The 25,074-nt window shown below is 47.2% G+C and carries 45 protein-coding genes; 38 read left to right on the plus strand and 7 right to left on the minus strand.

Going from position 1 to position 25,074, the window contains the following annotated elements:
- The 33 genes from AYY17_RS21275 to AYY17_RS11540 form a co-directional block, all read left to right on the plus strand.
- Positions 1–86: EF-Tu C-terminal domain-related protein (locus AYY17_RS21275; protein ID WP_082956919.1), on the plus strand; the 86-nt coding region annotated here is incomplete at its 5' end.
- Positions 87–227: 141 nt separating this feature from the next.
- Entirely contained in the window at positions 228–419 is a 192-nt protein-coding gene (gene bfd, locus AYY17_RS11390; protein ID WP_067401977.1) for a bacterioferritin-associated ferredoxin, read from the plus strand.
- A gap of 121 nt (positions 420–540) precedes the next feature.
- Positions 541–1,017: a bacterioferritin gene (gene bfr, locus AYY17_RS11395; RefSeq protein WP_067423846.1), complete on the plus strand. Its 477-nt coding sequence runs from the start codon at positions 541–543 to the stop codon at positions 1,015–1,017.
- A gap of 340 nt (positions 1,018–1,357) precedes the next feature.
- Complete coding sequence (rpsJ, locus tag AYY17_RS11400) at positions 1,358–1,669, plus strand: 30S ribosomal protein S10 (protein ID WP_001181005.1); 312 nt, start codon at positions 1,358–1,360, stop codon at positions 1,667–1,669.
- 31 nt (positions 1,670–1,700) lie between these two features.
- Positions 1,701–2,330 (plus strand): 50S ribosomal protein L3, encoded by a 630-nt coding sequence (rplC, locus tag AYY17_RS11405; protein WP_067401981.1) that lies wholly within the window; start codon positions 1,701–1,703, stop codon positions 2,328–2,330.
- Positions 2,331–2,346: 16 nt separating this feature from the next.
- Positions 2,347–2,952 (plus strand): 50S ribosomal protein L4, encoded by a 606-nt coding sequence (gene rplD, locus AYY17_RS11410; protein WP_067365773.1) that lies wholly within the window; start codon positions 2,347–2,349, stop codon positions 2,950–2,952.
- Entirely contained in the window at positions 2,949–3,251 is a 303-nt protein-coding gene (gene rplW / locus AYY17_RS11415; RefSeq protein WP_067365775.1) for a 50S ribosomal protein L23, read from the plus strand. Before rplD ends, rplW begins: the two co-directional genes overlap by 4 nt.
- 19 nt (positions 3,252–3,270) lie before the next feature.
- Positions 3,271–4,095 carry a 50S ribosomal protein L2 gene (gene rplB / locus AYY17_RS11420; RefSeq protein WP_067365780.1) on the plus strand — a complete coding sequence of 275 codons (825 nt, stop codon included), beginning with the start codon at positions 3,271–3,273 and terminating at the stop codon, positions 4,093–4,095.
- Between the two features lie 14 nt (positions 4,096–4,109).
- Positions 4,110–4,388, plus strand: a complete 279-nt coding sequence (gene rpsS, locus AYY17_RS11425; protein ID WP_067365783.1) for a 30S ribosomal protein S19 — start codon at positions 4,110–4,112, stop codon at positions 4,386–4,388.
- A 14-nt stretch (positions 4,389–4,402) separates the two neighbouring features.
- Positions 4,403–4,735, plus strand: a complete 333-nt coding sequence (gene rplV / locus AYY17_RS11430; protein WP_067365785.1) for a 50S ribosomal protein L22 — start codon at positions 4,403–4,405, stop codon at positions 4,733–4,735.
- Positions 4,736–4,752: 17 nt separating this feature from the next.
- Positions 4,753–5,454, plus strand: coding sequence for a 30S ribosomal protein S3 (gene rpsC / locus AYY17_RS11435; protein ID WP_067423848.1), 702 nt, complete (start codon positions 4,753–4,755; stop codon positions 5,452–5,454).
- Between the two features lie 13 nt (positions 5,455–5,467).
- Positions 5,468–5,878 (plus strand): 50S ribosomal protein L16, encoded by a 411-nt coding sequence (gene rplP, locus AYY17_RS11440; protein WP_067365789.1) that lies wholly within the window; start codon positions 5,468–5,470, stop codon positions 5,876–5,878.
- The gene (gene rpmC, locus AYY17_RS11445) at positions 5,878–6,069 is read left to right on the plus strand and encodes a 50S ribosomal protein L29 (protein WP_027275666.1); all 192 of its coding nucleotides are present in this window, start codon (positions 5,878–5,880) and stop codon (positions 6,067–6,069) included. Before rplP ends, rpmC begins: the two co-directional genes overlap by 1 nt.
- Positions 6,069–6,323 carry a 30S ribosomal protein S17 gene (rpsQ, locus tag AYY17_RS11450; protein WP_067365792.1) on the plus strand — a complete coding sequence of 85 codons (255 nt, stop codon included), beginning with the start codon at positions 6,069–6,071 and terminating at the stop codon, positions 6,321–6,323. Before rpmC ends, rpsQ begins: the two co-directional genes overlap by 1 nt.
- Before the next feature lie 173 nt (positions 6,324–6,496).
- Positions 6,497–6,868, plus strand: a complete 372-nt coding sequence (rplN, locus tag AYY17_RS11455; protein WP_067365795.1) for a 50S ribosomal protein L14 — start codon at positions 6,497–6,499, stop codon at positions 6,866–6,868.
- Positions 6,869–6,879: 11 nt separating this feature from the next.
- Complete coding sequence (gene rplX, locus AYY17_RS11460; RefSeq protein ID WP_067365797.1) at positions 6,880–7,194, plus strand: 50S ribosomal protein L24; 315 nt, start codon at positions 6,880–6,882, stop codon at positions 7,192–7,194.
- A 15-nt stretch (positions 7,195–7,209) separates the two neighbouring features.
- Positions 7,210–7,749: a 50S ribosomal protein L5 gene (rplE, locus tag AYY17_RS11465; RefSeq protein ID WP_067401985.1), complete on the plus strand. Its 540-nt coding sequence runs from the start codon at positions 7,210–7,212 to the stop codon at positions 7,747–7,749.
- Positions 7,750–7,761: 12 nt separating this feature from the next.
- Entirely contained in the window at positions 7,762–8,067 is a 306-nt protein-coding gene (gene rpsN / locus AYY17_RS11470) for a 30S ribosomal protein S14 (RefSeq protein WP_067401988.1), read from the plus strand.
- A gap of 34 nt (positions 8,068–8,101) precedes the next feature.
- Positions 8,102–8,494, plus strand: a complete 393-nt coding sequence (gene rpsH, locus AYY17_RS11475) for a 30S ribosomal protein S8 (protein WP_067401990.1) — start codon at positions 8,102–8,104, stop codon at positions 8,492–8,494.
- A 15-nt stretch (positions 8,495–8,509) separates the two neighbouring features.
- Positions 8,510–9,043: a 50S ribosomal protein L6 gene (gene rplF / locus AYY17_RS11480; RefSeq protein ID WP_067365809.1), complete on the plus strand. Its 534-nt coding sequence runs from the start codon at positions 8,510–8,512 to the stop codon at positions 9,041–9,043.
- Between the two features lie 9 nt (positions 9,044–9,052).
- Positions 9,053–9,406, plus strand: coding sequence for a 50S ribosomal protein L18 (gene rplR, locus AYY17_RS11485; RefSeq protein ID WP_067423849.1), 354 nt, complete (start codon positions 9,053–9,055; stop codon positions 9,404–9,406).
- A gap of 14 nt (positions 9,407–9,420) precedes the next feature.
- On the plus strand, positions 9,421–9,921 hold the full coding sequence (rpsE, locus tag AYY17_RS11490) for a 30S ribosomal protein S5 (RefSeq protein WP_067365815.1): 501 nt from the start codon (positions 9,421–9,423) through the stop codon (positions 9,919–9,921).
- A 6-nt stretch (positions 9,922–9,927) separates the two neighbouring features.
- Positions 9,928–10,107, plus strand: coding sequence for a 50S ribosomal protein L30 (rpmD, locus tag AYY17_RS11495; RefSeq protein WP_067365818.1), 180 nt, complete (start codon positions 9,928–9,930; stop codon positions 10,105–10,107).
- Positions 10,108–10,110: 3 nt separating this feature from the next.
- The gene (rplO, locus tag AYY17_RS11500) at positions 10,111–10,545 is read left to right on the plus strand and encodes a 50S ribosomal protein L15 (protein ID WP_067401993.1); all 435 of its coding nucleotides are present in this window, start codon (positions 10,111–10,113) and stop codon (positions 10,543–10,545) included.
- 7 nt (positions 10,546–10,552) lie between these two features.
- Positions 10,553–11,884: a preprotein translocase subunit SecY gene (gene secY, locus AYY17_RS11505; RefSeq protein ID WP_067401995.1), complete on the plus strand. Its 1,332-nt coding sequence runs from the start codon at positions 10,553–10,555 to the stop codon at positions 11,882–11,884.
- A 32-nt stretch (positions 11,885–11,916) separates the two neighbouring features.
- A complete protein-coding gene (rpmJ, locus tag AYY17_RS21280; RefSeq protein WP_015422332.1) occupies positions 11,917–12,033 on the plus strand; it encodes a 50S ribosomal protein L36 in 117 nt (38 codons plus the stop codon).
- 145 nt (positions 12,034–12,178) lie between these two features.
- A complete protein-coding gene (gene rpsM, locus AYY17_RS11510; protein ID WP_067365825.1) occupies positions 12,179–12,535 on the plus strand; it encodes a 30S ribosomal protein S13 in 357 nt (118 codons plus the stop codon).
- A 15-nt stretch (positions 12,536–12,550) separates the two neighbouring features.
- The gene (rpsK, locus tag AYY17_RS11515; RefSeq protein ID WP_067365829.1) at positions 12,551–12,940 is read left to right on the plus strand and encodes a 30S ribosomal protein S11; all 390 of its coding nucleotides are present in this window, start codon (positions 12,551–12,553) and stop codon (positions 12,938–12,940) included.
- Between the two features lie 36 nt (positions 12,941–12,976).
- A complete protein-coding gene (gene rpsD, locus AYY17_RS11520) occupies positions 12,977–13,597 on the plus strand; it encodes a 30S ribosomal protein S4 (RefSeq protein WP_067365832.1) in 621 nt (206 codons plus the stop codon).
- A 25-nt stretch (positions 13,598–13,622) separates the two neighbouring features.
- The gene (locus tag AYY17_RS11525; protein ID WP_067365835.1) at positions 13,623–14,612 is read left to right on the plus strand and encodes a DNA-directed RNA polymerase subunit alpha; all 990 of its coding nucleotides are present in this window, start codon (positions 13,623–13,625) and stop codon (positions 14,610–14,612) included.
- A 37-nt stretch (positions 14,613–14,649) separates the two neighbouring features.
- Complete coding sequence (gene rplQ, locus AYY17_RS11530; protein ID WP_067365837.1) at positions 14,650–15,036, plus strand: 50S ribosomal protein L17; 387 nt, start codon at positions 14,650–14,652, stop codon at positions 15,034–15,036.
- A 173-nt stretch (positions 15,037–15,209) separates the two neighbouring features.
- Positions 15,210–15,641: a Zn(2+)-responsive transcriptional regulator gene (gene zntR, locus AYY17_RS11535; protein WP_067402000.1), complete on the plus strand. Its 432-nt coding sequence runs from the start codon at positions 15,210–15,212 to the stop codon at positions 15,639–15,641.
- Positions 15,642–15,653: 12 nt separating this feature from the next.
- A complete protein-coding gene (locus tag AYY17_RS11540) occupies positions 15,654–15,854 on the plus strand; it encodes an alternative ribosome-rescue factor A (protein ID WP_067423851.1) in 201 nt (66 codons plus the stop codon).
- A 1-nt stretch (position 15,855) separates the two neighbouring features.
- Here AYY17_RS11540 and mscL read toward each other — a convergent pair whose 3' ends face one another.
- The 5 genes from mscL to def form a co-directional block, all read right to left on the minus strand.
- On the minus strand, positions 15,856–16,266 hold the full coding sequence (gene mscL / locus AYY17_RS11545; RefSeq protein ID WP_067402004.1) for a large-conductance mechanosensitive channel protein MscL: 411 nt from the start codon (positions 16,264–16,266) through the stop codon (positions 15,856–15,858).
- An 86-nt stretch (positions 16,267–16,352) separates the two neighbouring features.
- Complete coding sequence (gene trkA / locus AYY17_RS11550) at positions 16,353–17,729, minus strand: Trk system potassium transporter TrkA (protein ID WP_067402006.1); 1,377 nt, start codon at positions 17,727–17,729, stop codon at positions 16,353–16,355.
- 25 nt (positions 17,730–17,754) lie between these two features.
- On the minus strand, positions 17,755–19,038 hold the full coding sequence (rsmB, locus tag AYY17_RS11555) for a 16S rRNA (cytosine(967)-C(5))-methyltransferase RsmB (RefSeq protein WP_067423853.1): 1,284 nt from the start codon (positions 19,036–19,038) through the stop codon (positions 17,755–17,757).
- An 84-nt stretch (positions 19,039–19,122) separates the two neighbouring features.
- A complete protein-coding gene (gene fmt / locus AYY17_RS11560) occupies positions 19,123–20,067 on the minus strand; it encodes a methionyl-tRNA formyltransferase (RefSeq protein WP_067423855.1) in 945 nt (314 codons plus the stop codon).
- Between the two features lie 89 nt (positions 20,068–20,156).
- On the minus strand, positions 20,157–20,666 hold the full coding sequence (gene def / locus AYY17_RS11565) for a peptide deformylase (RefSeq protein ID WP_067423857.1): 510 nt from the start codon (positions 20,664–20,666) through the stop codon (positions 20,157–20,159).
- Positions 20,667–20,796: 130 nt separating this feature from the next.
- Here def and dprA point away from each other — a divergent pair, with 130 nt between their 5' ends.
- The 5 genes from dprA to AYY17_RS11590 are packed head-to-tail and all read left to right on the plus strand — an operon-like array spanning position 20,797 to position 24,148.
- Positions 20,797–21,912 carry a DNA-processing protein DprA gene (gene dprA, locus AYY17_RS11570; RefSeq protein ID WP_067423859.1) on the plus strand — a complete coding sequence of 372 codons (1,116 nt, stop codon included), beginning with the start codon at positions 20,797–20,799 and terminating at the stop codon, positions 21,910–21,912.
- 27 nt (positions 21,913–21,939) lie between these two features.
- Positions 21,940–22,482 carry a DNA topoisomerase family protein gene (locus tag AYY17_RS11575; protein WP_067423860.1) on the plus strand — a complete coding sequence of 181 codons (543 nt, stop codon included), beginning with the start codon at positions 21,940–21,942 and terminating at the stop codon, positions 22,480–22,482.
- Positions 22,475–23,047, plus strand: coding sequence for an L-threonylcarbamoyladenylate synthase type 1 TsaC (tsaC, locus tag AYY17_RS11580; RefSeq protein WP_156656701.1), 573 nt, complete (start codon positions 22,475–22,477; stop codon positions 23,045–23,047). The genes AYY17_RS11575 and tsaC overlap by 8 nt, the downstream gene beginning before the upstream one ends.
- Before the next feature lie 22 nt (positions 23,048–23,069).
- Positions 23,070–23,885 carry a shikimate dehydrogenase gene (gene aroE, locus AYY17_RS11585; protein ID WP_067423864.1) on the plus strand — a complete coding sequence of 272 codons (816 nt, stop codon included), beginning with the start codon at positions 23,070–23,072 and terminating at the stop codon, positions 23,883–23,885.
- Positions 23,885–24,148 (plus strand): DUF1488 family protein, encoded by a 264-nt coding sequence (locus AYY17_RS11590; protein WP_067423866.1) that lies wholly within the window; start codon positions 23,885–23,887, stop codon positions 24,146–24,148. The genes aroE and AYY17_RS11590 overlap by 1 nt, the downstream gene beginning before the upstream one ends.
- Here the strand turns inward: AYY17_RS11590 and AYY17_RS11595 are convergent.
- Both AYY17_RS11595 and AYY17_RS21960 read right to left on the minus strand, forming a co-directional pair.
- Positions 24,124–24,669: a gamma carbonic anhydrase family protein gene (locus AYY17_RS11595; RefSeq protein ID WP_156656702.1), complete on the minus strand. Its 546-nt coding sequence runs from the start codon at positions 24,667–24,669 to the stop codon at positions 24,124–24,126. The genes AYY17_RS11590 and AYY17_RS11595 overlap by 25 nt on opposite strands.
- A gap of 119 nt (positions 24,670–24,788) precedes the next feature.
- Positions 24,789–25,074, minus strand: a 286-nt coding sequence (locus AYY17_RS21960) for a hypothetical protein (protein ID WP_206778822.1), incomplete at its 5' end; no start/stop codon positions are given.

A 25,074-nucleotide genomic window follows, 5' to 3' on the forward strand; every position in this document is an offset into this window, starting at 1 on the left:
CAATGGACGAAGGTCTGCGTTTTGCAATTCGTGAAGGCGGTCGTACCGTCGGCGCGGGTGTTGTAGCAAAAGTTCTTGCTGCATAACGCGATCGCGTATTAAGAAGGGAGCTACCGGCTCCCTTTTTTTATATCTGTATTTTGATGGTACATAACTAACTTTACATAATCGTAATTGTAATAATATTGATTATCATTTACTCTTTGTCGAAATCAGGAGGAATGATAATGTACGTTTGTCTGTGTAATGCTATCAGTGACAAAGCTATTCGTAATGTGGTGCGCCGGCATCAGGTTCATTCGTTTGGTGAATTACGTAAAATTATTCCTGTCGGTAATGAGTGTGGTAAATGTATCCGCCACGCAAAAGCGGTTATCTCGGAAGAGAACATGTCTGTCGCCGTCGACCAGGTCGCCTGAATTTCCTCGGATTTATCCCCGCCTGTCAATTTTTTGAGCTGTATCGCCATTTTATCGCCGTAATATCCTCACGGTTGGATTGCCGGGTCTATACTAAACAGACTGGAAACAAGGAGGGCATATGAAAGGCGATAAAAAAATGATCTCTTATTTGAACAAACTGCTTGGAAATGAACTGGTTGCAATTAATCAGTACTTTCTCCATGCACGCATGTTTAAAAATTGGGGACTAATTAAGCTTAATAATAAAGAGTATGAAGAATCAATTGATGAGATGAAGCACGCCGATGAATATATTGAGCGTATTTTATTTCTGGAAGGGCTCCCGAACCTTCAGGACCTCGGCAAGCTTCATATTGGTGAAGATGTTGAAGAAATGCTTAAATCAGACCTTCAGCTGGAACTTGATGGCGCCAAAGATTTACGTGAAGCTATCGCCTATGCCGATTCTAAACAAGATTATGTCAGCCGTGATTTAATGATTAAAATCCTGGCGGAAGAAGAGTCGCATATCGACTGGATTGAAACTCAGTTAGACTTGATAGCCCGCGTTGGCTTGCAAAATTATCAGCAGGCCCAGATGTCTGAAGATGAATAAGCGAAAATAAAAATACATGATGAAACCGCCGGAAGATATTCTTACCGGCGGTTTTTTTATTCTGTGACGAGCTGGTGCTATCATTCGCCACACTGCGGCGGAGATAATTTGCACAAATCCCGGTTTGTCCCTTGCTTTCGGCTTTCATCCACGTATAATACGCGGGCTTACCAATAGAGTAAGCCTGGTTGATACCAGCATTAAATGGCTGATGTTTAGCCCTTTATGAAAATATTCCCGATATGGGGATTACATCGAGAATGATTACACTCCCCCGTCAATCGAAATGGGTGCGAGGAGTAATTTTTTACGTTTATAAAATAGTTGGAGCTCTGGTCTCATGCAGAACCAAAGAATCCGTATCCGCCTTAAAGCTTTTGATCATCGTCTGATCGATCAATCAACTGCGGAAATCGTAGAGACTGCCAAGCGCACTGGTGCGCAAGTTCGTGGTCCTATCCCGCTGCCGACCCGTAAAGAGCGTTTTACCGTTCTGATTTCTCCGCACGTCAATAAAGATGCGCGCGATCAGTACGAAATTCGCACTCACAAGCGTCTGGTTGACATCGTTGAGCCAACTGAAAAAACCGTTGATGCTCTGATGCGTCTGGATCTGGCTGCCGGCGTTGACGTGCAGATCAGCCTGGGTTAATCAGGTATCAATTGATTGAGAGGTTGAAACAATGATTGGTTTAGTCGGTAAAAAAGTGGGTATGACCCGCATCTTCACTGAAGATGGCGTATCAATCCCTGTTACTGTTATCGAAATCGAAAATAACCGCGTAACTCAGGTTAAATCTGAAGATACTGATGGTTATCGTGCAGTTCAGGTTACCACCGGCAGCAAAAAAGCAAGCCGTGTGAACAAACCTAAAGCTGGACATTTCGCAAAAGCTGGTGTTGAAGCTGGTCGCCTGTTACGTGAATTCCGCCTGTCAGAAGGTGAAGAATTTACTGTTGGCCAAAGCATCAGTGTTGAAATTTTCGCTGACGTTAAGAAAGTTGACGTTACTGGTACATCCAAAGGTAAGGGCTTCGCTGGTACTGTTAAGCGTTGGAACTTCCGTACTCAGGATGCTACACATGGTAACTCCTTGTCTCACCGTGTTCCGGGTTCTATCGGTCAGAACCAGACTCCGGGTAAGGTATTTAAAGGCAAGAAAATGGCAGGTCAACTGGGTAACGAACGTGTAACCGTTCAGAGCCTGGATGTCGTTCGCGTTGACGCTGAACGTAACCTGCTGCTGGTAAAAGGTGCGGTCCCGGGTGCAACCGGTAGCAACCTGATTGTTAAACCAGCTGTCAAGGCTTAACGTCGAGGAGATAGGAATGGAATTGGTAATGAAAGACGCGCAAAGCGCGCTGACTGTTTCCGAAACTACCTTCGGGCGTGATTTCAATGAAGCACTTGTCCATCAAGTAGTTGTTGCTTACGCAGCTGGTGCTCGTCAAGGTACACGTGCTCAGAAAACTCGTGCTGAAGTTACTGGGTCTGGTAAAAAACCATGGCGCCAAAAAGGTACTGGTCGTGCTCGAGCTGGTTCTGTTAAGAGCCCAATCTGGCGCTCTGGTGGTATCACGTTCGCTGCGAAACCACAGGACCACAGTCAAAAAGTTAACAAAAAGATGTACCGCGGCGCGCTGAAAAGCATTCTGTCCGAATTGGTACGTCAGGATCGTCTGATTATCGTCGAAAATTTTGCTGTCGAAGCGCCTAAAACTAAGCTGCTGGTACAGAAATTGAAAGACATGGCGTTAGAAGACGTGATGATTATCACCCACGAAGTTGATGAGAACTTGTTCTTAGCAGCTCGCAACCTGTACAAGGTTGACGTGCGTGATGTCACTGCTATTGATCCGGTCAGTCTGATCGCGTTCAAAAAAGTAGTGATGACTGCTGAAGCAGTTAAGCAAGTTGAGGAGATGCTGGCATGATCCGTGAAGAACGTCTGCTGAAAGTACTGCGCGCGCCGCACGTATCTGAAAAAGCGTCTACCGCGATGGAAAAAACAAATACCATCGTGCTCAAAGTTGCTAAAGACGCGACTAAAGCTGAAGTTAAAGCTGCAGTTGAAAAACTGTTTGAAGTCAAAGTTGAAGGTGTTAACACTCTGCTTGTTAAAGGTAAAGTGAAGCGCCACGGTCAGCGTTCCGGTCGTCGTAGTGACTGGAAAAAAGCTTACGTCACCCTGCAGGAAGGCCAGAATCTGGACTTCGTCGGCGGCGCTGAATAAGTCGGAGGAGTAAAGAACAATGGCAATTGTTAAATGTAAACCTACGTCTCCGGGTCGTCGCCACGTTGTTAAAGTGGTTAACCCTGAGCTTCATAAGGGCAAGCCTTACGCCCCACTGCTTGAAAAAAACAACAAGTCAGGTGGTCGTAACAACAATGGCCGCATCACTACCCGTCACATCGGTGGTGGTCATAAGCAGAATTACCGTATTATTGACTTTAAACGCAATAAAGACGGTATCCCGGCTGTTGTGGAACGTTTGGAATATGATCCAAATCGTTCAGCAAATATTGCTCTGGTATTGTACAAAGACGGCGAACGCCGTTATATCCTGGCACCTAAAGGTCTGAAAGCTGGTGATCAAATCCAGTCTGGTGTTGATGCAGCAATCAAAGCGGGTAACGCTTTGCCAATGCGCAACATCCCGGTTGGTTCTACTGTTCATAACGTAGAAATGAAACCAGGTAAAGGCGGTCAGTTAGCACGTTCTGCAGGTACTTACGTTCAGATCGTTGCGCGTGATGGTGCATATGTCACTATCCGTCTGCGCTCCGGTGAAATGCGTAAAATTCCTTCAGATTGCCGTGCAACTTTAGGTGAAGTTGGTAACGCTGAACACATGCTGCGCGTTCTGGGTAAAGCTGGCGCAAGTCGCTGGCGTGGTATTCGTCCTACCGTTCGCGGTACTGCGATGAACCCAGTTGACCATCCACATGGTGGTGGTGAAGGTCGTAACTTTGGTAAACACCCTGTAACACCTTGGGGCGTTCAGACTAAAGGTAAGAAGACCCGTAAAAACAAACGCACTGAACACTTCATCGTTCATCGTCGTACTAAGAAATAATTAGAGGATAAGCCATGCCACGTTCTCTCAAGAAAGGTCCTTTTATTGACCTGCACTTGCTGAAGAAGGTAGAGAAAGCGGTGGAAAGCGGTGACAAAAAGCCTGTTAAGACTTGGTCCCGTCGTTCAACGATCTTTCCTAACATGATCGGTTTGACCATCGCTGTCCATAATGGTCGTCAGCATGTTCCTGTTTATGTCACCGATGAAATGGTCGGACACAAACTGGGCGAATTCGCGCCGACTCGTACTTATCGCGGCCATGTGGCTGATAAAAAAGCCAAAAAGAAATAAGGTAGGAGGAAGAGATGGAAACTATTGCTATGCATCGCCACGCTCGTTCTTCTGCTCAGAAGGTTCGCCTGGTGGCTGACCTGATCCGCGGTAAGAAAGTGTCGCAAGCTCTGGAAATTTTAGCATTTACCAACAAGAAAGCTGCTGGTTTAGTTAAGAAAGTCCTGGAGTCTGCTATTGCTAACGCAGAACACAACGATGGCGCTGACATCGATGATCTGAAAGTAGCGAAGATTTTCGTTGACGACGGCCCAACCATGAAGCGCATCATGCCTCGTGCAAAAGGTCGTGCAGATCGTATTCTTAAGCGCACCAGCCACATTACTGTGGTTGTGTCCGATCGCTGAGACTCTGGAGACTAGCAATGGGTCAGAAAGTAAATCCAAATGGTATTCGCCTGGGTATTGTTAAACCTTGGAACTCTACCTGGTTTGCGAACACCAAAGAATTCGCTGACAATTTAGACGGCGATTTCAAAGTACGTAAGTACTTAACAAAAGAACTGGAAAAAGCGTCAGTATCACGCATCGTTATCGAACGTCCGGCTAAAAGCATTCGTGTGACTATTCACACTGCCCGCCCTGGTATCGTTATCGGTAAGAAAGGCGAAGACGTCGAGAAACTGCGTAAAAGCGTTTCAGACATCGCTGGCGTTCCTGCGCAAATTAATATTGCCGAAGTACGTAAACCTGAGCTGGACGCAAAATTAGTTGCTGACAGCATCACTTCACAGCTGGAACGTCGCGTTATGTTCCGTCGTGCTATGAAGCGTGCTGTACAGAACGCAATGCGTTTAGGCGCTAAAGGTATTAAAGTGGAAGTAAGCGGTCGTTTAGGCGGCGCTGAAATCGCTCGTACTGAGTGGTATCGTGAAGGCCGTGTGCCTTTGCATACCCTGCGTGCAGACATCGATTACAACACATCTGAAGCACAAACTACTTATGGTGTGATCGGCGTTAAAGTGTGGATCTTCAAAGGCGAGATCCTGGGTGGCATGGCTGCAGTTGAACTGGCGGAAAAACCGTCTGCTCAACCTAAAAAACAGCAGCGTAAAGGCCGTAAGTAAGGAGAGTCGCTGAATGTTACAACCAAAGCGTACAAAATTCCGTAAGATGCACAAAGGCCGTAACCGCGGTCTGGCAGCTGGCGCGGATGTGAGCTTCGGCACTTATGGTCTGAAAGCTGTTGGCCGTGGTCGTCTGACTGCCCGTCAGATCGAAGCAGCACGTCGTGCTATGACCCGTGCAGTTAAGCGTCAGGGTAAAATCTGGATCCGTGTGTTCCCAGACAAACCTATCACTGAAAAACCTCTTGAAGTGCGTATGGGTAAAGGTAAAGGTAACGTAGAATATTGGGTTGCCTTGATCCAGCCTGGCAAAGTCCTGTATGAAATGGACGGCGTATCAGAAGAGCTTGCTCGTGAAGCATTCAAGCTGGCAGCAGCTAAACTGCCTATCAAAACCACCTTTGTAACTAAGACGGTGATGTAATGAAAGCAAAAGAGCTGCGTGAAAAAAGCGTTGAAGAGCTGAACACTGAGCTGCTGAACCTGCTGCGTGAGCAATTTAACCTGCGTATGCAAGCGGCAAGCGGCCAGTTACAACAGTCTCATCTGTTGAAACAAGTGCGTCGTAATGTTGCACGTGTTAAGACTTTATTGACTGAGAAGGCGGGTGCGTAATGACCGATAAAATCCGTACTCTGCAAGGTCGTGTTGTTAGTGACAAAATGGAGAAATCCATTGTTGTAACTATCGAGCGTATGGTGAAACACCCGCTGTATGGTAAGTTCATCAAACGTACGACTAAACTGCACGTACATGATGAGAACAATGAATGTGGCACAGGGGATCTCGTTGAAATTCGCGAAACCCGTCCACTGTCTAAGACTAAATCTTGGGCCTTAGTTCGCATCTTAGAAAAAGCAGAGCTGTAATAGCCTGGTTTTCTGGTGTAGAATAAACGGCTCGGCTTTATGAGCCGTTTATTTTTTGCTATCCATAACGAAGATGTGGTGTTATAATGCCGCGCCCTCGATATATGGGTATTTGGACAGCCATTCCCTTTTGGACTGGCTCAGTAGTAGTTGACTTTTAGCGGAGCACTAAAATGATCCAAGAACAGACTATGCTGACCGTTGCCGATAACTCCGGTGCACGTCGCGTAATGTGTATCAAGGTTCTAGGTGGCTCGCACCGTCGCTACGCAGCCGTAGGCGACATTATCAAAATTACCATCAAGGAAGCAATTCCACGTGGTAAAGTTAAAAAAGGTGATGTTCTGAAAGCAGTAGTGGTGCGCACCAAGAAGGGTGTTCGTCGCCCTGACGGTTCTGTCATTCGCTTCGATAGCAACGCTTGTGTATTGTTAAACAATAACAGCGAGCAAGTTATCGGTACGCGTATTTTTGGGCCGGTAACTCGTGAACTTCGTAACGAGAAGTTTATGAAAATTATCTCACTGGCACCTGAAGTACTCTAAGGAGCGGCACTATGGCAGCGAAAATCCGTCGTGATGACGAAATTATTGTGCTAACCGGGAAAGATAAAGGTAAGCGCGGTAAAGTAAAACAGGTTCTTTCTTCCGGGAAAGTCCTCGTTGAAGGTATCAATCTGGTTAAGAAACATCAGAAGCCGGTTCCGGCCCTGAACCAACCAGGTGGCATCGTTGAAAAAGAAGCTGCAATTCAGGTTTCTAACGTTGCAATCTTCAATGCGGCAACCGGCAAGGCTGACCGTGTAGGTTTTAGATTCGAAGACGGCAAAAAAGTTCGTTTCTTCAAATCTAACAGCGAAACTATCAAGTAACTTTTGGAGTATACGATGGCGAAACTGCATGATTTTTATAAAGACGATGTAGTTAAACAACTGATGTCTCAGTTTAACTACAATTCTGTCATGCAAGTCCCTCGGGTCGAGAAGATCACCCTGAATATGGGTGTTGGTGAAGCAATTGCTGATAAAAAACTGCTGGATAACGCAGCAGCTGACTTAGCAGCAATCTCTGGTCAAAAGCCATTGATCACCAAAGCACGCAAATCTGTTGCAGGCTTCAAAATCCGCCAGGGCTATCCAATCGGCTGTAAAGTAACCCTGCGTGGCGAACGCATGTGGGAGTTCTTTGAGCGTCTGATTTCTATTGCTGTACCACGTATTCGTGACTTCCGCGGTTTATCCGCTAAGTCTTTCGATGGTCGCGGTAACTACAGCATGGGCGTACGTGAACAAATCATCTTCCCTGAAATCGATTACGATAAAGTGGATCGTGTACGTGGTCTTGATATTACTATCACTACCACAGCGAAATCAGATGACGAAGGTCGCGCACTGTTATCAGCGTTTAACTTCCCGTTTCGCAAGTAAGGCAGGGTATTCATGGCTAAGAAATCTATGAAAGCGCGTGATGTAAAGCGTGCAAATTTAGCTGAGAAATTCTTCGCAAAACGCGCAGAACTGAAAGCTACCATCTCCGATGTTAACGCATCAGATGAAGATCGTTGGGATGCTGTTCTGAAGCTTCAATCTCTGCCACGTGATTCCAGTCCTTCCCGTCAGCGTAACCGTTGCCGCCAAACCGGGCGTCCACATGGTTTTCTGCGGAAGTTTGGCTTAAGCCGTATTAAGGTCCGTGAAGCCGCCATGCGCGGTGAAATCCCTGGCCTTAAGAAAGCAAGCTGGTAATTGTCACCATTTTGAATCACGGGAGTAAAGACAGATGAGCATGCAAGATCCCATCGCGGATATGCTGACCCGTATCCGTAACGGTCAGGCCGCGAATAAAGTTGCGGTCACCATGCCTTCCTCCAAGCTGAAAGTGGCAATTGCCAACGTGCTGAAGGAAGAAGGTTATATTGAAGATTTTAAAATCGAAGGCGACACCAAGCCGGAACTGGAATTAACTCTTAAGTATTTCCAGGGCCAGGCGGTTGTAGAAAGTATTCAACGCGTAAGCCGCCCAAGTCTGCGTATTTATAAGCGCAAAGACGATCTGCCACAAGTTATGGCAGGTATGGGTATCGCAGTTATTTCTACATCTAAAGGTGTAATGACTGATCGTGCAGCTCGCCAGGCTGGTCTTGGTGGCGAGATTCTCTGCTACGTAGCATAATATCGGGAGGAAAGCATGTCTCGTGTTGCAAAAGCACCCGTCGTCATTCCTGCCGGCGTAGAGGTAAAACTCAACGGTCAGGTTATTTCGATTAAGGGTAAAAACGGCGAGCTGAGCCGTAATGTCCACAACGCTGTAGAAGTTCAACAAGCGGACAACCAGTTAACATTTGGTCCACGTGACGGTTATACCGACGCATGGGCACAAGCTGGTACAACTCGTGCGCTGGTTAACGCTATGGTCGTTGGTGTTACCGAAGGCTTCTCTAAGAAGCTGCAACTGGTAGGTGTAGGTTATCGTGCCGCTATCAAAGGTGATGTAGTAAACCTGTCTGTAGGTTTCTCTCATCCGGTTGAGCACAAACTACCGGCAGGTGTTACTGCTGAATGTCCGACTCAGACTGAAATCGTACTGAAAGGTGCTGATAAGCAGGTAGTTGGCCAGATAGCGGCAGACCTGAGAGCCTATCGTCGCCCTGAGCCTTATAAAGGTAAAGGTATTCGCTACGCCGACGAAGTCGTGCGTATTAAAGAGGCTAAGAAGAAGTAAGGTAACACTATGGATAAGAAAGCAGCTCGTATCCGTCGTGCGACCCGCGCACGCCGCAAGCTCCAGGAACTTGGTGCGACGCGCCTGGTGGTACATCGTACCCCACGCCATATTTATGCGCAGGTTATTGCACCAAACGGTTCTGAAACGTTGGTTGCCGCTTCTACTTTAGAAAAAGCTATCAGCGAGCAAGTAAAAAGCACAGGAAACAAAGATGCCGCAATCGCAGTAGGTAAAGCTATTGCTGAGCGCGCACTGGAAAAAGGGATTACGCGTATTTCCTTTGACCGTTCTGGTTTCCAATATCATGGTCGAGTCCAGGCACTGGCAGATGCTGCCCGTGAAGCTGGCCTACAGTTCTAAGGTAGAGGTGTAAGATGGCACACATCGAAAAACAGGCTGGCGAACTGCAGGAAAAGCTAATCGCGGTAAACCGCGTATCTAAAACTGTTAAAGGTGGTCGTATCTTCAGTTTCACTGCATTGACTGTAGTGGGTGATGGTAATGGTCGCGTTGGTTTTGGTTACGGTAAGGCACGCGAAGTTCCGGCAGCAATCCAGAAAGCGATGGAAAAAGCCCGTCGCAACATGAGAACCGTTGCACTCAACAGCGGTACGTTATTCCACCCAGTGAAAGGCACACACACCGGTTCCCGCGTGTTTATGCAGCCTGCTCACGAAGGTACCGGTATTATTGCCGGTGGTGCAATGCGTGCTGTGCTTGACGTCGCCGGTGTTCGCAACGTTCTGGCTAAAACCTACGGTTCCACGAATCCAATGAACGTTGTTCGTGCAACACTGGATGCTTTAGATAGCATGAAGTCTCCGGAAATGGTTGCAGCTAAGCGTGGTAAATCCGTCGAAGAAATTCTGGGGTAATGGACCATGGCTAAGACTATTAAAATTACACAAATCCGCAGCTCAATCGGCCGCCTGCCTAAACACAAGGCAACGCTGGTCGGTTTAGGTCTGCGTCATATTGGTCATACTGTTGAACGCGAAGATACACCAGCGGTTCGCGGTATGGTCAATCGTATTTCCTATATGGTTAAGGTTGAGGAGTAACAGATGCAATTAAATACTCTGTCTCCGGCAGCAGGTGCTAAACACGCACCAAGACGTGTAGGTCGTGGTATTGGTTCAGGTCTCGGTAAAACCGGCGGCCGCGGTCACAAAGGTCAGAGCTCTCGTTCTGGCGGTGGCGTGCGTCGTGGGTTTGAAGGTGGCCAGATGCCTTTATATCGTCGTCTGCCAAAATTCGGCTTTACTTCACGTAAAGCGATGGTCACTGCTGAGATCCGTTTATCTGATCTGCAGTTGATCGAAGGCGATGAAATCGATCTCAATGTATTGAAAGCCGCAAACGTTATTGGTCCACAGATTGAATTCGCGAAAGTGTTTCTTTCAGGTGAACTGACTCGTGCAGTTACTGTACGCGGCCTGCGTGTTACTAAAGGCGCTCGTGCTGTTATCGAAGCTGCTGGCGGTAAAATCGAGGAATAAGTAACAGATGGCAAAGCAACCAGGTACAGATTTCCAAAGTGCTAAAGGCGGAGTAGGTGAGTTAAAGCGTCGTTTACTGTTTGTTATCGGCGCGCTGATTGTTTTCCGTATTGGTTCTTTTATTCCTATCCCTGGTATTGATGCCACTGTTCTTGCGAAATTGCTCGAGCAACAACAGGGCACCATCATTGAAATGTTTAACATGTTCTCTGGTGGTGCGTTGAGTCGTGCTTCTATCTTTGCGCTGGGTATCATGCCGTATATTTCGGCATCGATTATTATCCAGCTTCTGAGTGTGGTTAATCCACGCTTAGCGGAGATTAAGAAAGAAGGGGAAGCTGGTCGTCGTAAGATTAGCCAGTACACCCGGTATAGTACGTTAGTCCTCGCGGTTTTCCAGTCTATCGGTATCGCGACCGGCTTACCAAATATGCCTGGTATGCAGGGTCTGGTAATTAATCCGGGCTTTGCATTCTATTTCACGGCTGTTGTAAGTTTGGTGACGGGAACAATGTTCCTGATGTGGCTTGGCGAACAGATTACTGAGCGTGGTATCGGTAACGGTATCTCAATCATTATCTTCGCAGGTATTGTCGCGGGTTTACCATCGGCAATCGGTCACACCATCGAGCAGGCTCGTCAAGGCGAACTGCACTTCCTCCTGTTGCTATTGGTTGCAGTCTTAGTGTTTGCGGTTACTTGCTTTGTTGTCTTCATGGAGCGTGGTCAGCGTCGTATCGTCGTTAACTATGCAAAACGTCAACAAGGCCGCCGTGTATATGCGGCACAAAGTACACATTTACCGTTGAAAGTGAATATGGCGGGTGTAATTCCTGCAATTTTTGCTTCCAGTATTATCCTGTTCCCTGGTACAATTGCATCTTGGTTCGGTGATGGTACGGGTTGGGATTGGCTGACGACAATTTCTATGTATCTGCAGCCGGGCCAGCCGCTCTATGTGTTACTTTATGCTACTGCAATCATATTCTTCTGTTTCTTCTATACCGCATTGGTATTTAATCCAAGAGAAACAGCAGATAACCTGAAGAAGTCCGGTGCATTTGTACCAGGAATTCGTCCGGGAGAGCAAACGGCCAAGTACATCGATAAAGTAATGACTCGTTTAACATTAGTTGGCGCGTTATATATTACCTTTATCTGCCTAATCCCGGAGTTCATGCGTGACGCAATGAAAGTACCTTTCTACTTTGGTGGTACTTCCCTCTTAATCGTGGTTGTGGTCATCATGGACTTTATGGCTCAAGTGCAAACTCTGATGATGTCAAGTCAGTATGAGTCTGCATTGAAAAAAGCGAACCTCAAAGGTTATAACCGTTAATTCGGTTGCTTTAGAAGTTACGGAGAGTAAAAATGAAAGTTCGTGCTTCCGTCAAGAAATTATGCCGTAACTGCAAAATCGTTAAGCGTCACGGTGTCGTGCGTGTGATTTGCAGTGCTGAGCCTAAGCATAAACAGCGTCAAGGCTAATAAAAAGCATATTTTTCTTGCAAAGTTGGATTGAGCTGGCTAAATTAGCCAGCCAATCTTTTGGTTAAATGCGGTTTTACTGTTTGAGTATCCTGAAAACGGGCTTTTCAGAACAGTATTACCCCAAATTATTTAGGAGTGCATAGTGGCCCGTATAGCAGGCATTAACATTCCTGATCATAAACATGCCGTAATTGCATTAACTTCAATTTTCGGTATCGGCTTAACCCGTTCACAGTCTATCTGTAAAGCGACGGGTATTGCTGAAAATGTTAAGATCAGTGAGCTATCTGAAGAGCAAATCGACCAGCTGCGTGACGAAGTTGCTAAATACGTTGTAGAAGGTGACTTGCGCCGTGAAGTGACCCTCAGCATCAAACGTCTTATGGACATTGGTTGCTATCGTGGTTTACGCCATCGTCGTGGTCTTCCAGTACGCGGTCAGCGTACCAAGACTAACGCACGTACCCGCAAGGGTCCGCGTAAGCCGATCAAGAAATAATCGGGGAATCTTATAATGGCAAAAGCACCTGTTCGTGCACGCAAGCGTGTAAGAAAACAAGTCTCTGACGGTGTGGCTCATGTCCATGCTTCTTTCAACAACACAATCGTTACTATTACTGATCGTCAGGGTAACGCATTAGGTTGGGCAACTGCCGGTGGTTCCGGTTTCCGTGGTTCTCGTAAATCAACTCCATTCGCAGCACAAGTTGCAGCAGAACGTTGCGCAGAGGCTGTGAAAGAGTACGGTATTAAGAATCTGGAAGTTATGGTTAAAGGACCTGGTCCTGGCCGTGAGTCAACTGTTCGCGCGTTAAACGCGGCCGGTTTCCGCATCACGAATATTACTGATGTGACTCCGATCCCTCATAACGGTTGTCGTCCTCCGAAAAAACGTCGCGTTTAATCGCTCTTACGTTTTTAGGATAGTTGGAGAAAGAAAATGGCTAGATATTTGGGTCCTAAGCTCAAGCTGAGCCGTCGCGAGGGAACAGACCTCTTTCTGAAGTCTGGTGTTCGCGCGATTGACACCAAGTGTAAATTAGATCAAGCACCAGGCCAGCACGGCGCACGTAAACCGCGTCTGTCTGATTATGGTGTTCAGTTACGTGAAAAACAAAAAGTTCGTCGTATGTACGGCGTGCTGGAACGTCAGTTCCGTAACTACTATAAAGAAGCAACTCGTCTGAAAGGCAACACAGGTGAAAACCTGCTGACTCTGCTGGAAGGCCGTTTAGATAACGTTATTTATCGTATGGGCTTTGGTGCGACGCGTGCAGAATCACGTCAAATCGTCGGACATAAAGCTGTAATGGTAAATGGCCGTGTCGTAAACATTGCTTCTTATCAGGTTTCCCCTAACGACGTAATCAGCATTCGTGAAAAAGCGAAAAAACAGTCTCGTATTAAGGCTGCTTTAGAGCTGGCTGAGCAGCGTGAAAAACCAACTTGGTTGGAAGTTGATGCTGCGAAAATGGAAGGTGTGTTCAAACGTATTCCTGAGCGTACTGACCTTTCTGCTGATATTAACGAGCACCTGATCGTCGAGCTTTACTCCAAGTAAAGCTTAGCACCAAAGAGAGGACACAATGCAGGGTTCTGTGACAGAGTTTCTAAAACCGCGCCTGGTTGATATCGAGCAAATCAGTTCGACGCACGCCAAGGTGACCCTTGAACCATTAGAGCGTGGCTTCGGTCATACTCTGGGTAACGCACTGCGCCGTATTCTGCTTTCGTCTATGCCGGGTTGTGCGGTAACTGAGGTTGAGATTGATGGTGTACTCCATGAGTACAGCACTAAAGAAGGTGTACAGGAAGATATCCTGGAAATTCTGCTCAACCTGAAAGGGCTGGCGGTTAAGCTTCAGGGGAAAGATGATGTTATCTTAACCTTGAATAAATCTGGCATTGGCCCTGTGACTGCAGCCGACATCATCCATGACGGTGATGTTGAGATCGTCAAGCCGGAGCACGTAATCTGCCATCTCACTGACGAAGGCGCATCTATTAATATGCGCATTAAAGTTCAGCGTGGTCGTGGTTATGTTCCGGCGTCTGCCCGAATTCATTCGGAAGAAGATGAGCGCCCAATCGGTCGTCTGTTAGTAGACGCGTGCTACAGCCCAGTTGAGCGTATTGCTTACAATGTTGAAGCAGCACGTGTTGAGCAGCGCACTGACTTGGATAAATTGGTCATCGAGATGGAAACTAACGGTACAATTGATCCAGAAGAATCAATTCGCCGTGCAGCGACCATTTTGGCTGAACAGCTGGAAGCTTTTGTTGACTTACGTGATGTTCGTCAGCCAGAAGTGAAAGAAGAGAAGCCAGAATTCGATCCGATTTTACTGCGCCCTGTAGACGATCTCGAATTGACTGTCCGCTCTGCTAACTGTCTCAAGGCAGAAGCAATCCACTACATCGGTGATCTGGTTCAGCGTACAGAAGTTGAGTTGCTCAAAACGCCTAATCTCGGTAAGAAATCACTTACTGAAATTAAAGACGTTCTGGCATCTCGTGGCTTATCTCTGGGCATGCGCCTGGAAAACTGGCCACCGGCAAGTATTGCTGACGAATAAGATCACAGGTTAAGGTTTTACTGAGAAGGATAAGGTCATGCGCCATCGTATGAGTGGTCGTCAATTGAACCGCAACAGCAGCCATCGCCAAGCTATGTTTCGTAACATGGCCGGTTCTTTAGTTCGTCATGAGATAATCAAGACGACTTTGCCTAAAGCAAAAGAACTGCGTCGCGTTGTTGAGCCGTTGATTACCCTGGCTAAAACGGATAGCGTTGCTAACCGTCGTTTAGCTTTCGCCCGTACTCGTGATAACGAGATCGTGGCAAAACTGTTCAACGAACTGGGCCCGCGTTTCGCACAGCGTGCAGGTGGTTACACCCGCATTCTGAAATGTGGTTTCCGTACCGGTGACAATGCTCCAATGGCTTACATTGAGCTTGTTGACCGTGCTGAATCCCAGACGGAAGCAGTAGCAGAGTAATCTGTTGCTGTGTAAAAAAACCGGGTTTTACCCGGTTTTTTTATTTCTGTTTTTTATTAGTGCCACCGTTATCTTCTCCTATACTCCATATCTTCTTATTCTTCCCGGTAACATGCAAAATTTCACTATTCTGCTATTATGACATCGTACTCAATGATGTCAGGAGATTTCTTATGTACCGGATTGGTCAGCTGGCAAAACTGGCAGAAGTTACACCTGATACTATCCGTTTCTATGAAAAGCAGGGAATGATGGATCATCAATCCCGGACAGATGGCGGATACCGTTTGTATACAGAGCAAGACCTGCACCGCCTGCGGTTTATCCGGTATGCGAAACAACTGGGCTTTACACTGGATGCGATCACTGAATTATTATCGATCCGTGTTGATCCTGAGCATCATACTTGTCAGGAATCAAAGCAGATTGTTGATGAACGGCTCAAAGATGTGGAAAGTAAATTGGTTGAAATGCAACGTATGCGGGATTCTTTGAAAATGCTGAGTGATGCATGCTGTGGTACGGCGCACGTCAGTTCGCAATGCACTATTTTAGAAATTCTTGAGCAAGGCGCGGTAGAGCCTTGTGGTTGTTCAATAAAATGAGGTTACGTTACTATGACAAAATATGCGCATAAGCGCGGCATAATAAATGACAATGCCCTGGAAGCACTATTATCTGACCCACTTTTTCGTCAGCGGGTTGAGAAAAATAAGAAAGGAAAAGGAAGTTATAACCGGAAAGAAAAATTCAATAAGGCAGGTAACCGGGAGGCCGGTAGTAAACGATTCGCAGATCTTTTATTACCGGCCTTTTAGTTTATTTTTTATTTTGTTCTTTTAATAAATCACGGATTTCAGTTAATAACTGTTGTTCAACCGGAGGTGCTGCTGGCTCAGCAGGTGCTTCAGCTTGCTCACGACGTAATTTATTCAGCATTTTAATTGCAATAAAGATGGCAAATGCCACGATGACAAAATCAAATACAGTTTGCAGAAAGACGCCATAATTAAGTAAAACCGCAGGAGCACTACCACTTGCTTCGCGTAGCACGACAGTGAATTGTTTGAAATCAATACCCCCGATAAGTAATCCCAGCGGTGGCATGATGACATCGGCAACTAATGAGGAAACGATTTTCCCGAATGCCGCACCGATAATGATACCGACAGCCATATCGACGACGTTTCCGCGCATAGCAAATTCACGAAATTCTTTTATGAAGCTCATAGCTCATCCCCTACCTAAATGTTAACAAGTTGTCATCTTCGAGTATAAGATCAATAACATTAACTATCAAAACATTAAGTAACTATTTATAGGAAGAATGGACTCGGCTGGAAGAGCTTTTCCACCTCGGGAACATGGCGTTTATCAGTGATAAACAGCACAACATGATCTCCTTGTTCAATACTGTGCTCGTCATTTGCAATAATTACCTGTTCATCTCTGACAATTGCACCGATTATTGTGCCCGGAGGGAGTTTAATATTGGCAATTTTTCGCCCCACAACCTTAGAGGTATTTTCATCTCCATGAGCAATGGCTTCGATAGCTTCGGCTACACCACGGCGTAATGAGGACACACTGACAATATCTGCTTTGCGTACATGGCCGAGTAAGGCTGAAATTGTTGCTTGTTGCGGGGAGATGGCAATATCAATGACGCCGCCCTGGACGAGATCAACATATGCACTGCGCTGGATAAGCACCATAGCTTTTTTGGCACCCATACGTTTGGCGAGCATTGCGGACATAATATTAGCTTCATCATCATTGGTCAGAGCGATAAATACATCGACCTGCTCAATATGTTCTTCTGCTAATAATTCCTGATCAGAGGCGTCACCATAGAAAACGATGGTGTCATGTAGTAATTCTGCCAGATCTGTTGCACGGGTGGGGTTATGTTCAATCAGTTTAACGCTGTAATCTTTTTCGATACGCAATGCCAGCCCGGCGCCTACGTTCCCGCCACCGACAATCATGATCCGCTTATACGGTTTTTCCAGTCGCTGTAATTCACTCATTACGGCGCGGATATGCTCGGATGCAGCGACAAAAAATACTTCATCGCCGGCTTCAATAATCGTTGAGCCCTGTGGCCGAATCGGTCGGTCCTGACGGAAAATCGCAACAACGCGCGTTTCGATATGTGGCATGTGTTCACGCAGGCTGGAGAGGGCATTCCCGACCAGGGAACCACCATAGTAGGCTTTTACTGCCACAATACTGACCCGGCCTTCGGCAAAATTAACAACCTGTAATGCACCGGGGTATTGGATAAGCTTATAAATATTATCAATAACCAGTTGCTCAGGGGCTATCAGGTAGTCAATAGGAATAGCTTCGGGCAAAAATAGTTTATCCGCCTCACGTACATATTCGGACGATCGGATCCGCGCTATCTTATTCGGTGTATTGAATAAGGTATAAGCGACCTGGCAGGCGATCATATTCGTTTCGTCAGAATTGGTCACCGCCACGAGCATATCGGCATCTTCAGCGCCCGCTTCCCGCAGTACACGGGGATGCGAACCGGATCCGTTGATAACCCGGAGATCGAATTTATCCTGTAACTGGCGTAGCCTGTCCGGATTAGTATCCACAACAGTAATATCGTTGTTCTCATCAACTAAGTTTTCTGCCAGTGTGCCGCCGACTTGCCCGGCACCGAGAATAATAATTTTCATATAAATGATCGTCCGGTTTTGTTTATCAGCTACGTTTAGTCAGTTTAGCGTAAAAGAACCCGTCTCCGCTTTGTGCATCAGGCAGCATCTGATAACCGGACACCGGTGTATCAGTTAATATCGCATCACTGTGAACGGACAGGAAATGATTTACCTGATGAATGTTTTCTTCCGGTAATACAGAGCAGGTCGCATACACCATTGTTCCGCCGGGTTTGAGATATGGCCAGATAGCTTCCAGAATCTCCCGTTGCAGTGTTGCCAGCTCATCAATATCACTGTCACGACGCAGCCATTTAATATCAGGGTGCCGTCTGATAACGCCGGTCGCGGAGCAGGGCGCATCCAGCAAAATACGATCAAACATCTGTGATTCTGCCCATTGCTCCGGATAACGGCCGTCACCGATTTTGATGATGGCGTGTTGTTTAAGCCGCTGTAAATTCTCATTTACCCGCGTTAAACGTTGTTTATCCACATCCACTGCCATGACGTGTGCGCGGGGAGCAATCTCTAAAATATGCGTGGTTTTTCCGCCGGGTGCGGCACATAAATCTAAAACAGTTTCATCATCCTGCGGCGCTAACAGAAGAGCGCAGCCCTGCGCCGAGCTGTCCTGGACTGTCGCCCAACCTTCCGCAAACCCGGGCAGGTCAGTAACCGGACAAGGCATTGCCAGGCGAAGTGCATCCGGATACGCCGGGTTATAAAAAGATTCAATCCCGGCTTCAGCCAGCAGTGCCTGATAAGCCGGAGCAGAATGGTAATTGCGGTTGATCCGCAGCCACATCGGTGGTTTTTCATTGTTCGCGGTGATGACAGATTCCCATTTATCAGGGTAAGCAGCCTGAATACGGGATAGTAACCATTTCGGATGTAACCAGCGGCTTTCTGAATTGGCAAAACGCTCAGCAAGTTGTGGCTCCTGGCGCTGAAACTGGCGCAATACGCCGTTAATCAGTCCTTTCAGTTGTGGTTTTTTCAGTACCACCGCACCGTTTACTGTCTCTGATAATGCCGCATGAGGCGGGATTCGGGTATAACGGAGCTGATAAAGCCCGGTTAAAATCAGATAGTGCAGCACGCGCTGCTTTCCGGTCAGAGGTTTTGCCATTAATTGCTGAGAATACCACTCCAGCTCAGGCAGAACCCGCATCACGCCAAAGCATAGCTCCTGGAGCAGTGCTTTATCTTTCGGATTAATATCCCGCTGATAATCAGGCAGGATAGCACTGAGAGACTGTCCCTGATCCAACACCTGGCTGATAGCTTTGGCTGCAATACTGCGTAAATTATAACTGTTTTTCATTGTTGTTCCGGTGCACCGGCGATAATGATGAAGAGAAGGCGTGGCCGGCATACCACCGGGGCTGTTGCCGGCCACAGAACATAATTAAAGTGTGTTGCCGGGGATAAACCACTCTTTACGTGAATTCAGAATATCAGTCGCTGACATCGGTTTTTTACCGGCCGGCTGTAATTGTGTCATATTCAGAATGCCGTCAGTCGTTGCGATTTGTATACCGGACTTATCTGCACGGATGATTGTTCCCGGTGCCACAGTGACAGGCTCTGCTATCACATTTGCCTGCCAGACTTTTACCGGCTGTTCATCAATGATCAGATAACTGACCGGCCACGGATTGAATGCGCGGATGCAGCGCTCAAGCTGTGCTGCGGATAAATTCCAGTTCAGCCGGGCTTCTTCTTTGCTCAGTTTTTCTGCATAGGTTACCAGACTGCAGCTCTGCGGCTCCGGCTGCAATTCATTCCGGCAAAGCAGTGATAATGTATGCAACAGTGCTTGTGGTCCGATATCTGCCAGTTTTTCATATAATGATGCGCTGGTATCTTCTGCGGTGATCTCACATGCGGCTTTATACAGCATATCACCGGTATCCAGACCGGCATCCATCTGCATAATGGTAACACCTGTTTCAGCGTCTCCTGCCCACAAGGCGCGCTGAATAGGTGCGGCGCCACGCCATGCCGGCAGCAGTGAACCATGAACATTCAGGCAACCAAGGCGCGGAATATCCAGCACCGCCTGCGGTAAGATCATTCCGTATGCCACGACAATCATAATATCGGCCTGCTGTTCGTGCAGCCACTGATGATTCTCTTCTTTGCGCAATGTTGCCGGTTGGAATACAGGAATATTGTGTTGCTGTGCCAGTTCTTTTACCGGGCCTGCGGTGATTTTTTTTCCGCGTCCGGCCGGGCGATCCGGCATGGTTAATACGCCAACAACCTCATGCTCTGAGTCAATCAGTGCATTCAGATGGCGTGCGGCAAAATCAGGCGTTCCTGCAAAAATAATACGTAATGAATCTGACACGTTGCTTTCCTGTAAGAATAATAATGCCACAAACAGTTACAGCGCCGGAGCACTATAGCGGCATGTGGCAGGGAAAAGGCCGCCGGGTATTATGAACGGGCGTTGAGCCTGTCCAGTTTCTCAACTTTCTGGCGGATACGCTGGCGTTTTAACGCAGAAAGGTAATCAACGAATAGTTTACCTTCCAGGTGATCCATTTCATGCTGAATACAAATGGCCAGCAAATCACCTGTTTCCAGCTCGAAAGGTGCGCCATTATAGTCAAGCGCCCTGATTTTTACGCGCTCAGCGCGCGGTACAAATGCCCGCTGTTCAGGAATTGATAAACAGCCTTCTTCAATTCCGGCTTCCCCGGATTTTTCAATCAGCTCAGGGTTAATCAATACCAGGCGCTCATTTCGTTCTTCGGATACATCAATCACGATAATGCGCTGGTGGATATCAACCTGAGTCGCTGCCAGCCCGATGCCTTCCTCTTCATACATTGTTTCAAACATATCATCGACGATCTTTTGGATCGCAGCATCGACTTTTTCGACAGGCTTGGCAATCTTGCGAAGCCGCTCGTCGGGATAATGTAATACAGTTAATAACGCCATAGATTTTTTCGTGTTCTATCTAAAAAATGGATGGAAATTAATGTCTATTCTAGACAGTTATCAGCCTGATTGACAGTATTGCACATAACGGATACGGCATTTTTATCACAGGCTCAGTCAGGATGGCATGATGAATGAAAGGGAAATTTGGTTACGTCTGGCGTGTATCAGGCGGTTAAGTACACATCATGCTGTTAGTGTGGCGAAAACACTGACGGAGATCTGTTCACAGAAAAAAGCACAGATCCTGCGCCAGCTACACCATTGCGGGTTAACACTGGCACAATGTCAGCAGTTTATGAATGTGAATTCATCACGGCTGAAAACTGCACTTTTATGGGCTGATTTACCGGGTCATTCAATATTGCCTCTGTCATCACCGCACTATCCATTTTTATTAAAGCAGATCTATTCACCTCCGACTGTGCTTTTTGTGGCAGGGCAGTGTGCGGAGTTGTCTGCGCCGCAGGTCAGTCTGGTGGGCAGTCGTGCCACAACCCATTATGGTGAAAAGTGGGCCGAATCCTTTACCCGCCATCTGGTGCAGCATAACCTGGTGATAACCAGCGGGCTGGCTGCCGGAATTGACGGATGCTGTCATCGTGCGGCACTGGCGGCAGGCGGGAAAACTATCGCGGTATTAGGCAGCGGGCTTTCTCATATTTATCCTGCAAGACACCGGCAACTGGCGGAAACAATCACAGAGAAAGGCGCGCTTGTCTCTGAATACTTTCCGGATGTTCCTCCGCTGGCAAAAAATTTTCCCCGCCGTAACCGGATTATCAGTGGGTTAAGCCGTCTGCTGATTGTAATTGAAGCCGGCAGGCGCAGCGGATCACTTATCACCGCGCAATGTGCTCTGGAACAGGGACGGGATGTTTTTACCCTGCCCGCGGTTTTGGGGCATCCGGCTTATGAAGGTAACCACTGGTTATTGCAGCAGGGCGCGTATATTGCGACTGCACCATCAGATATTACCGATCATCTCGCGTTGGATATGCAGTGGCTTTCATTGCCGGAGATACAGGAAGTTAAAGAAATTAAAAAAGAAGAGATGATTGCGGACCAGGAAGAGTTGCCATTTGCACATGTGCTGATTAATGTGGATGATGAACCCACTCCGGCGGATGTTATTGCACAACGGTGTGAGCTGCCGGTCACTGAGGTGACCACACAACTGTTGCAGCTTGAGTTATCAGGTAAAATAGCCGTGGTCAGCGGGGGATATATCCGCCTGCATAAATAAAACGGTATGGTGTAAGGTGAAATCATAATGTCAACATCAACAGCAGATAGCTGTCCGGAATGTGGCGGGCAACTGGTCATCCGCAATGGCGCTCACGGGCCGTTTTTCGGCTGCTCTGCCTATCCCGGATGTGATTATATCCGTCCGTTGAAAGCAGGTACTGACGGGCACATTATAAAAGTGCTGGACGGACAACTGTGCCCGCAGTGCGGCGGAACGCTGGTTTTGCGTCAGGGACGGTACGGCATGTTTATTGGATGTGGTAATTATCCTGAATGTGAATATGTTGCCTCTATGAATTCACCAGATGAAACCACAATGGCCTGTCCGCAATGCCATGACGGAAAACTGCTTCAGCGTAAATCCCGGTTCGGAAAAACATTTTATGCCTGCAATCGTTATCCGGCATGTCAATTCTCAATTAATAATCAACCGGTTGCTGGTGAATGCCAATATTGCCATTATCCGCTGCTGGTGGAAAAAAAGACGGCGGCGGGTATGAGATTAAGTTGTGCGAGTAAAGCCTGTGCAAAACAACAAAAACAACAACATGAGAAGAATGATGAATAATAATGACACAGCAATTAATTTCGATGAAATCATAGATGCATTGAATAATCAAAAGGTTATTGCGTATCCGACAGAAGCTGTTTTTGGTTTGGGTTGTGATCCGGATAGCGAAAAAGCGGTAATGGCGTTGTTGGATCTGAAGCAGCGCCCGTGGGATAAAGGCTTGATTTTAATTGCAGATAATTACGATCAGGTAAAACCCTATATCGATGATTCACGACTGACTGCAGAACAACGTGATGCGATGTTTGCCACATGGCCGGGTCCGGTGACCTGGGTTATACCGGCAAAATCAACAACACCGCAGTGGCTGACCGGGCGTTTTGATTCACTGGCAGTCCGCGTAACAGACCATCCGGTGGTAAAAGCATTATGTTCCGCTTATGGAAAACCGGTTGTTTCGACCAGCGCAAATCTGAGCGGTTATGAACCCTGCCGGACAACAGCGGAAGTTAATCAGCAGTTTAACGGGCGCATTCCGGTAGTGGATGGTCTGGTCGGCGGGCGACAAAATCCGTCTGAAATCCGTGATGCACTGACCGGACAGTTATATCGTCAGGGCTGACAGAATACCAAAAGGGTTCGGAATGAAAAAATTTGCCGTTTTTGGTCATCCTATTGCACACAGTCAGTCACCGTTTATTCATCAGGAGTTTGCAAAGCAATTTGGTATTGATCTGAGCTATGAGCGGATACTCTCTCCGTTGGCCGGTTTTCGTGATTGTGTTTCTGCTTTTTTTGCAGATGGCGGGCTTGGCGCAAATGTGACTCTGCCTTTTAAAGAGCAGGCTTACGCATTGTCAGATGAACTGAGTGAGCGGGCGAAAATCTGCGGAGCAGTAAATACTCTGCATCTTAAAGAAGATAACCGGGTATTTGGTGACAATACTGATGGTGAAGGGCTGGTGATTGATTTGCAGCGACTGAATTTTATCCGTCCCGGCGGGAAAATTTTGCTTATCGGTGCTGGTGGTGCTGCCCGGGGGGCATTACTGCCATTGTTACGGGCGGGCTGCGTGGTCACAATCACAAACAGGACATTAACGAAGGCACAATCGCTGGCAGAACAATTTTCTACATATGGTGACATTAATACTGTCGCCACAGATAAAATGGATACAGCCGGTTTTTCTCTCATTATTAATGCGACATCATCCGGTGTTGATGGTGGTGTCCCGCCGATCCCGGTATCGCTGCTGAATAACACGGTTGCCTGCTATGACATGTTTTACCGGACAGGGCTGACCCCATTCCTGCAACTTGCGGTGGATAATGGCGTGGTGCGCTATGCTGATGGGCTGGGAATGCTGGCCGGACAAGCGGCATTCGCATTTAAGCTATGGCATGGTGTTTTGCCTGATATTGCACCGGTACTGGCTCAGCTTAAACAGAGGATGGCATAATGAATCAGTCAATTCAGTTTCCTGATCGTGAATCCCGGGATGACGACCAGCAATGTATTATTTTTCCGGTCATGATTAACGGTTTTTTGTCTGATTGCTGTGTCTCCGGGCAATATCTGCAATCCCGTTACGGGACGGGTGCTGATGAAGATATGCTGGCTCTCTTCCGCCGGAGCCGTTGGGATCTGGAGGAAGAGTTCGCGGAATTTATTGAAAAAGAAGGGGCTGAAGAACCACCTTACCGGTTACCCTGCGACAGATAGTCGTTCTTCCACATGACATAGTTATCTGCGGAATGCTTCAGCCCTTCATATTCTTCCGGCTTCAGCGGGCGGGCGACTTTTGCAGGGCTGCCTAAGTAAAGGTATCCGCTTTCCAGCCGTTTACCGGGAGACACCAGACTGCCTGCGCCGATAATGACATCATCTTCAACGATCACGCCATCCAGCAGAATAGAACCCATCCCCACAAGAACACGATCCCCGATAGTACAGCCGTGCAACATTACTTTGTGACCGACCGTTACATCATCACCAATAACCAGAGGATGTCCCGCCGGGTTATCGCTGGTCTGGTGGGATACATGTAAAACAGAACCATCCTGAATATTTGTACGCCGGCCTATCTGAATATAGTTCACATCCCCGCGTGCCACGACAAGAGGCCAGATACCGACATCATCTGCTATACGAACATCACCGATAATGACAGAAGAGTCGTCAATCATGACATTTTCACCAATGGATGGCGTCAGTGTCAGATAAGGGCGGAGTTTATTCACAATTATTACCTCTGAGTGTATTAATGAGTTTCAGTGATCTTAGCCAGAGAGTTCACCGCAGGCAATGTAACTTTTGGGCTGAATTGCCGAAAAATACGACTCAATGCTCAAAAGACAAACAGTCAGTAAGAAAATTCAAAAAAAGAGTTGTGCAAAAATAAAAGCTCCCTATAATGCGCCCTCACTGACACGGAACAACACGCTGACAAGCGCGCCGACAGTGAGAAGGACAGCAAGAAGTTGAAAAACAAATGCTTGACTTCAGAGGTGAAAAGCGTAATATACGCAGCCTCGCAACAACGCAGAAGACCGGCAACGGCAGCGTAAGTTGCAACGCTCTTTAACAATTTATCAGACAATCTGTGTGGGCACTCACAGGACATATCGCAAAAAATATTATTTTTGAGA

It is taken from the genome of Morganella psychrotolerans, assembly GCF_001676055.1.
GTDB classification, from domain to species: Bacteria; Pseudomonadota; Gammaproteobacteria; order Enterobacterales; family Enterobacteriaceae; genus Morganella; species Morganella psychrotolerans_B.

Coding starts and splice junctions, on each gene's coding strand:
- bfd (WP_067401977.1), top strand. CDS start 228: ATGTACGTTTGTCTGTGTAATGCTATCAGTGACAAAGCTATTCGTAAT.
- bfr (WP_067423846.1), top strand. CDS start 541: ATGAAAGGCGATAAAAAAATGATCTCTTATTTGAACAAACTGCTTGGA.
- rpsJ (WP_001181005.1), top strand. CDS start 1,358: ATGCAGAACCAAAGAATCCGTATCCGCCTTAAAGCTTTTGATCATCGT.
- rplC (WP_067401981.1), top strand. CDS start 1,701: ATGATTGGTTTAGTCGGTAAAAAAGTGGGTATGACCCGCATCTTCACT.
- rplD (WP_067365773.1), top strand. CDS start 2,347: ATGGAATTGGTAATGAAAGACGCGCAAAGCGCGCTGACTGTTTCCGAA.
- rplW (WP_067365775.1), top strand. CDS start 2,949: ATGATCCGTGAAGAACGTCTGCTGAAAGTACTGCGCGCGCCGCACGTA.
- rplB (WP_067365780.1), top strand. CDS start 3,271: ATGGCAATTGTTAAATGTAAACCTACGTCTCCGGGTCGTCGCCACGTT.
- rpsS (WP_067365783.1), top strand. CDS start 4,110: ATGCCACGTTCTCTCAAGAAAGGTCCTTTTATTGACCTGCACTTGCTG.
- rplV (WP_067365785.1), top strand. CDS start 4,403: ATGGAAACTATTGCTATGCATCGCCACGCTCGTTCTTCTGCTCAGAAG.
- rpsC (WP_067423848.1), top strand. CDS start 4,753: ATGGGTCAGAAAGTAAATCCAAATGGTATTCGCCTGGGTATTGTTAAA.
- rplP (WP_067365789.1), top strand. CDS start 5,468: ATGTTACAACCAAAGCGTACAAAATTCCGTAAGATGCACAAAGGCCGT.
- rpmC (WP_027275666.1), top strand. CDS start 5,878: ATGAAAGCAAAAGAGCTGCGTGAAAAAAGCGTTGAAGAGCTGAACACT.
- rpsQ (WP_067365792.1), top strand. CDS start 6,069: ATGACCGATAAAATCCGTACTCTGCAAGGTCGTGTTGTTAGTGACAAA.
- rplN (WP_067365795.1), top strand. CDS start 6,497: ATGATCCAAGAACAGACTATGCTGACCGTTGCCGATAACTCCGGTGCA.
- rplX (WP_067365797.1), top strand. CDS start 6,880: ATGGCAGCGAAAATCCGTCGTGATGACGAAATTATTGTGCTAACCGGG.
- rplE (WP_067401985.1), top strand. CDS start 7,210: ATGGCGAAACTGCATGATTTTTATAAAGACGATGTAGTTAAACAACTG.
- rpsN (WP_067401988.1), top strand. CDS start 7,762: ATGGCTAAGAAATCTATGAAAGCGCGTGATGTAAAGCGTGCAAATTTA.
- rpsH (WP_067401990.1), top strand. CDS start 8,102: ATGAGCATGCAAGATCCCATCGCGGATATGCTGACCCGTATCCGTAAC.
- rplF (WP_067365809.1), top strand. CDS start 8,510: ATGTCTCGTGTTGCAAAAGCACCCGTCGTCATTCCTGCCGGCGTAGAG.
- rplR (WP_067423849.1), top strand. CDS start 9,053: ATGGATAAGAAAGCAGCTCGTATCCGTCGTGCGACCCGCGCACGCCGC.
- rpsE (WP_067365815.1), top strand. CDS start 9,421: ATGGCACACATCGAAAAACAGGCTGGCGAACTGCAGGAAAAGCTAATC.
- rpmD (WP_067365818.1), top strand. CDS start 9,928: ATGGCTAAGACTATTAAAATTACACAAATCCGCAGCTCAATCGGCCGC.
- rplO (WP_067401993.1), top strand. CDS start 10,111: ATGCAATTAAATACTCTGTCTCCGGCAGCAGGTGCTAAACACGCACCA.
- secY (WP_067401995.1), top strand. CDS start 10,553: ATGGCAAAGCAACCAGGTACAGATTTCCAAAGTGCTAAAGGCGGAGTA.
- rpmJ (WP_015422332.1), top strand. CDS start 11,917: ATGAAAGTTCGTGCTTCCGTCAAGAAATTATGCCGTAACTGCAAAATC.
- rpsK (WP_067365829.1), top strand. CDS start 12,551: ATGGCAAAAGCACCTGTTCGTGCACGCAAGCGTGTAAGAAAACAAGTC.
- rpsD (WP_067365832.1), top strand. CDS start 12,977: ATGGCTAGATATTTGGGTCCTAAGCTCAAGCTGAGCCGTCGCGAGGGA.
- AYY17_RS11525 (WP_067365835.1), top strand. CDS start 13,623: ATGCAGGGTTCTGTGACAGAGTTTCTAAAACCGCGCCTGGTTGATATC.
- rplQ (WP_067365837.1), top strand. CDS start 14,650: ATGCGCCATCGTATGAGTGGTCGTCAATTGAACCGCAACAGCAGCCAT.
- zntR (WP_067402000.1), top strand. CDS start 15,210: ATGTACCGGATTGGTCAGCTGGCAAAACTGGCAGAAGTTACACCTGAT.
- AYY17_RS11540 (WP_067423851.1), top strand. CDS start 15,654: ATGACAAAATATGCGCATAAGCGCGGCATAATAAATGACAATGCCCTG.
- mscL (WP_067402004.1), bottom strand. CDS start 16,266: ATGAGCTTCATAAAAGAATTTCGTGAATTTGCTATGCGCGGAAACGTC.
- trkA (WP_067402006.1), bottom strand. CDS start 17,729: ATGAAAATTATTATTCTCGGTGCCGGGCAAGTCGGCGGCACACTGGCA.
- rsmB (WP_067423853.1), bottom strand. CDS start 19,038: ATGAAAAACAGTTATAATTTACGCAGTATTGCAGCCAAAGCTATCAGC.
- def (WP_067423857.1), bottom strand. CDS start 20,666: ATGGCGTTATTAACTGTATTACATTATCCCGACGAGCGGCTTCGCAAG.
- dprA (WP_067423859.1), top strand. CDS start 20,797: ATGAATGAAAGGGAAATTTGGTTACGTCTGGCGTGTATCAGGCGGTTA.
- AYY17_RS11575 (WP_067423860.1), top strand. CDS start 21,940: ATGTCAACATCAACAGCAGATAGCTGTCCGGAATGTGGCGGGCAACTG.
- tsaC (WP_156656701.1), top strand. CDS start 22,475: ATGAATAATAATGACACAGCAATTAATTTCGATGAAATCATAGATGCA.
- aroE (WP_067423864.1), top strand. CDS start 23,070: ATGAAAAAATTTGCCGTTTTTGGTCATCCTATTGCACACAGTCAGTCA.
- AYY17_RS11590 (WP_067423866.1), top strand. CDS start 23,885: ATGAATCAGTCAATTCAGTTTCCTGATCGTGAATCCCGGGATGACGAC.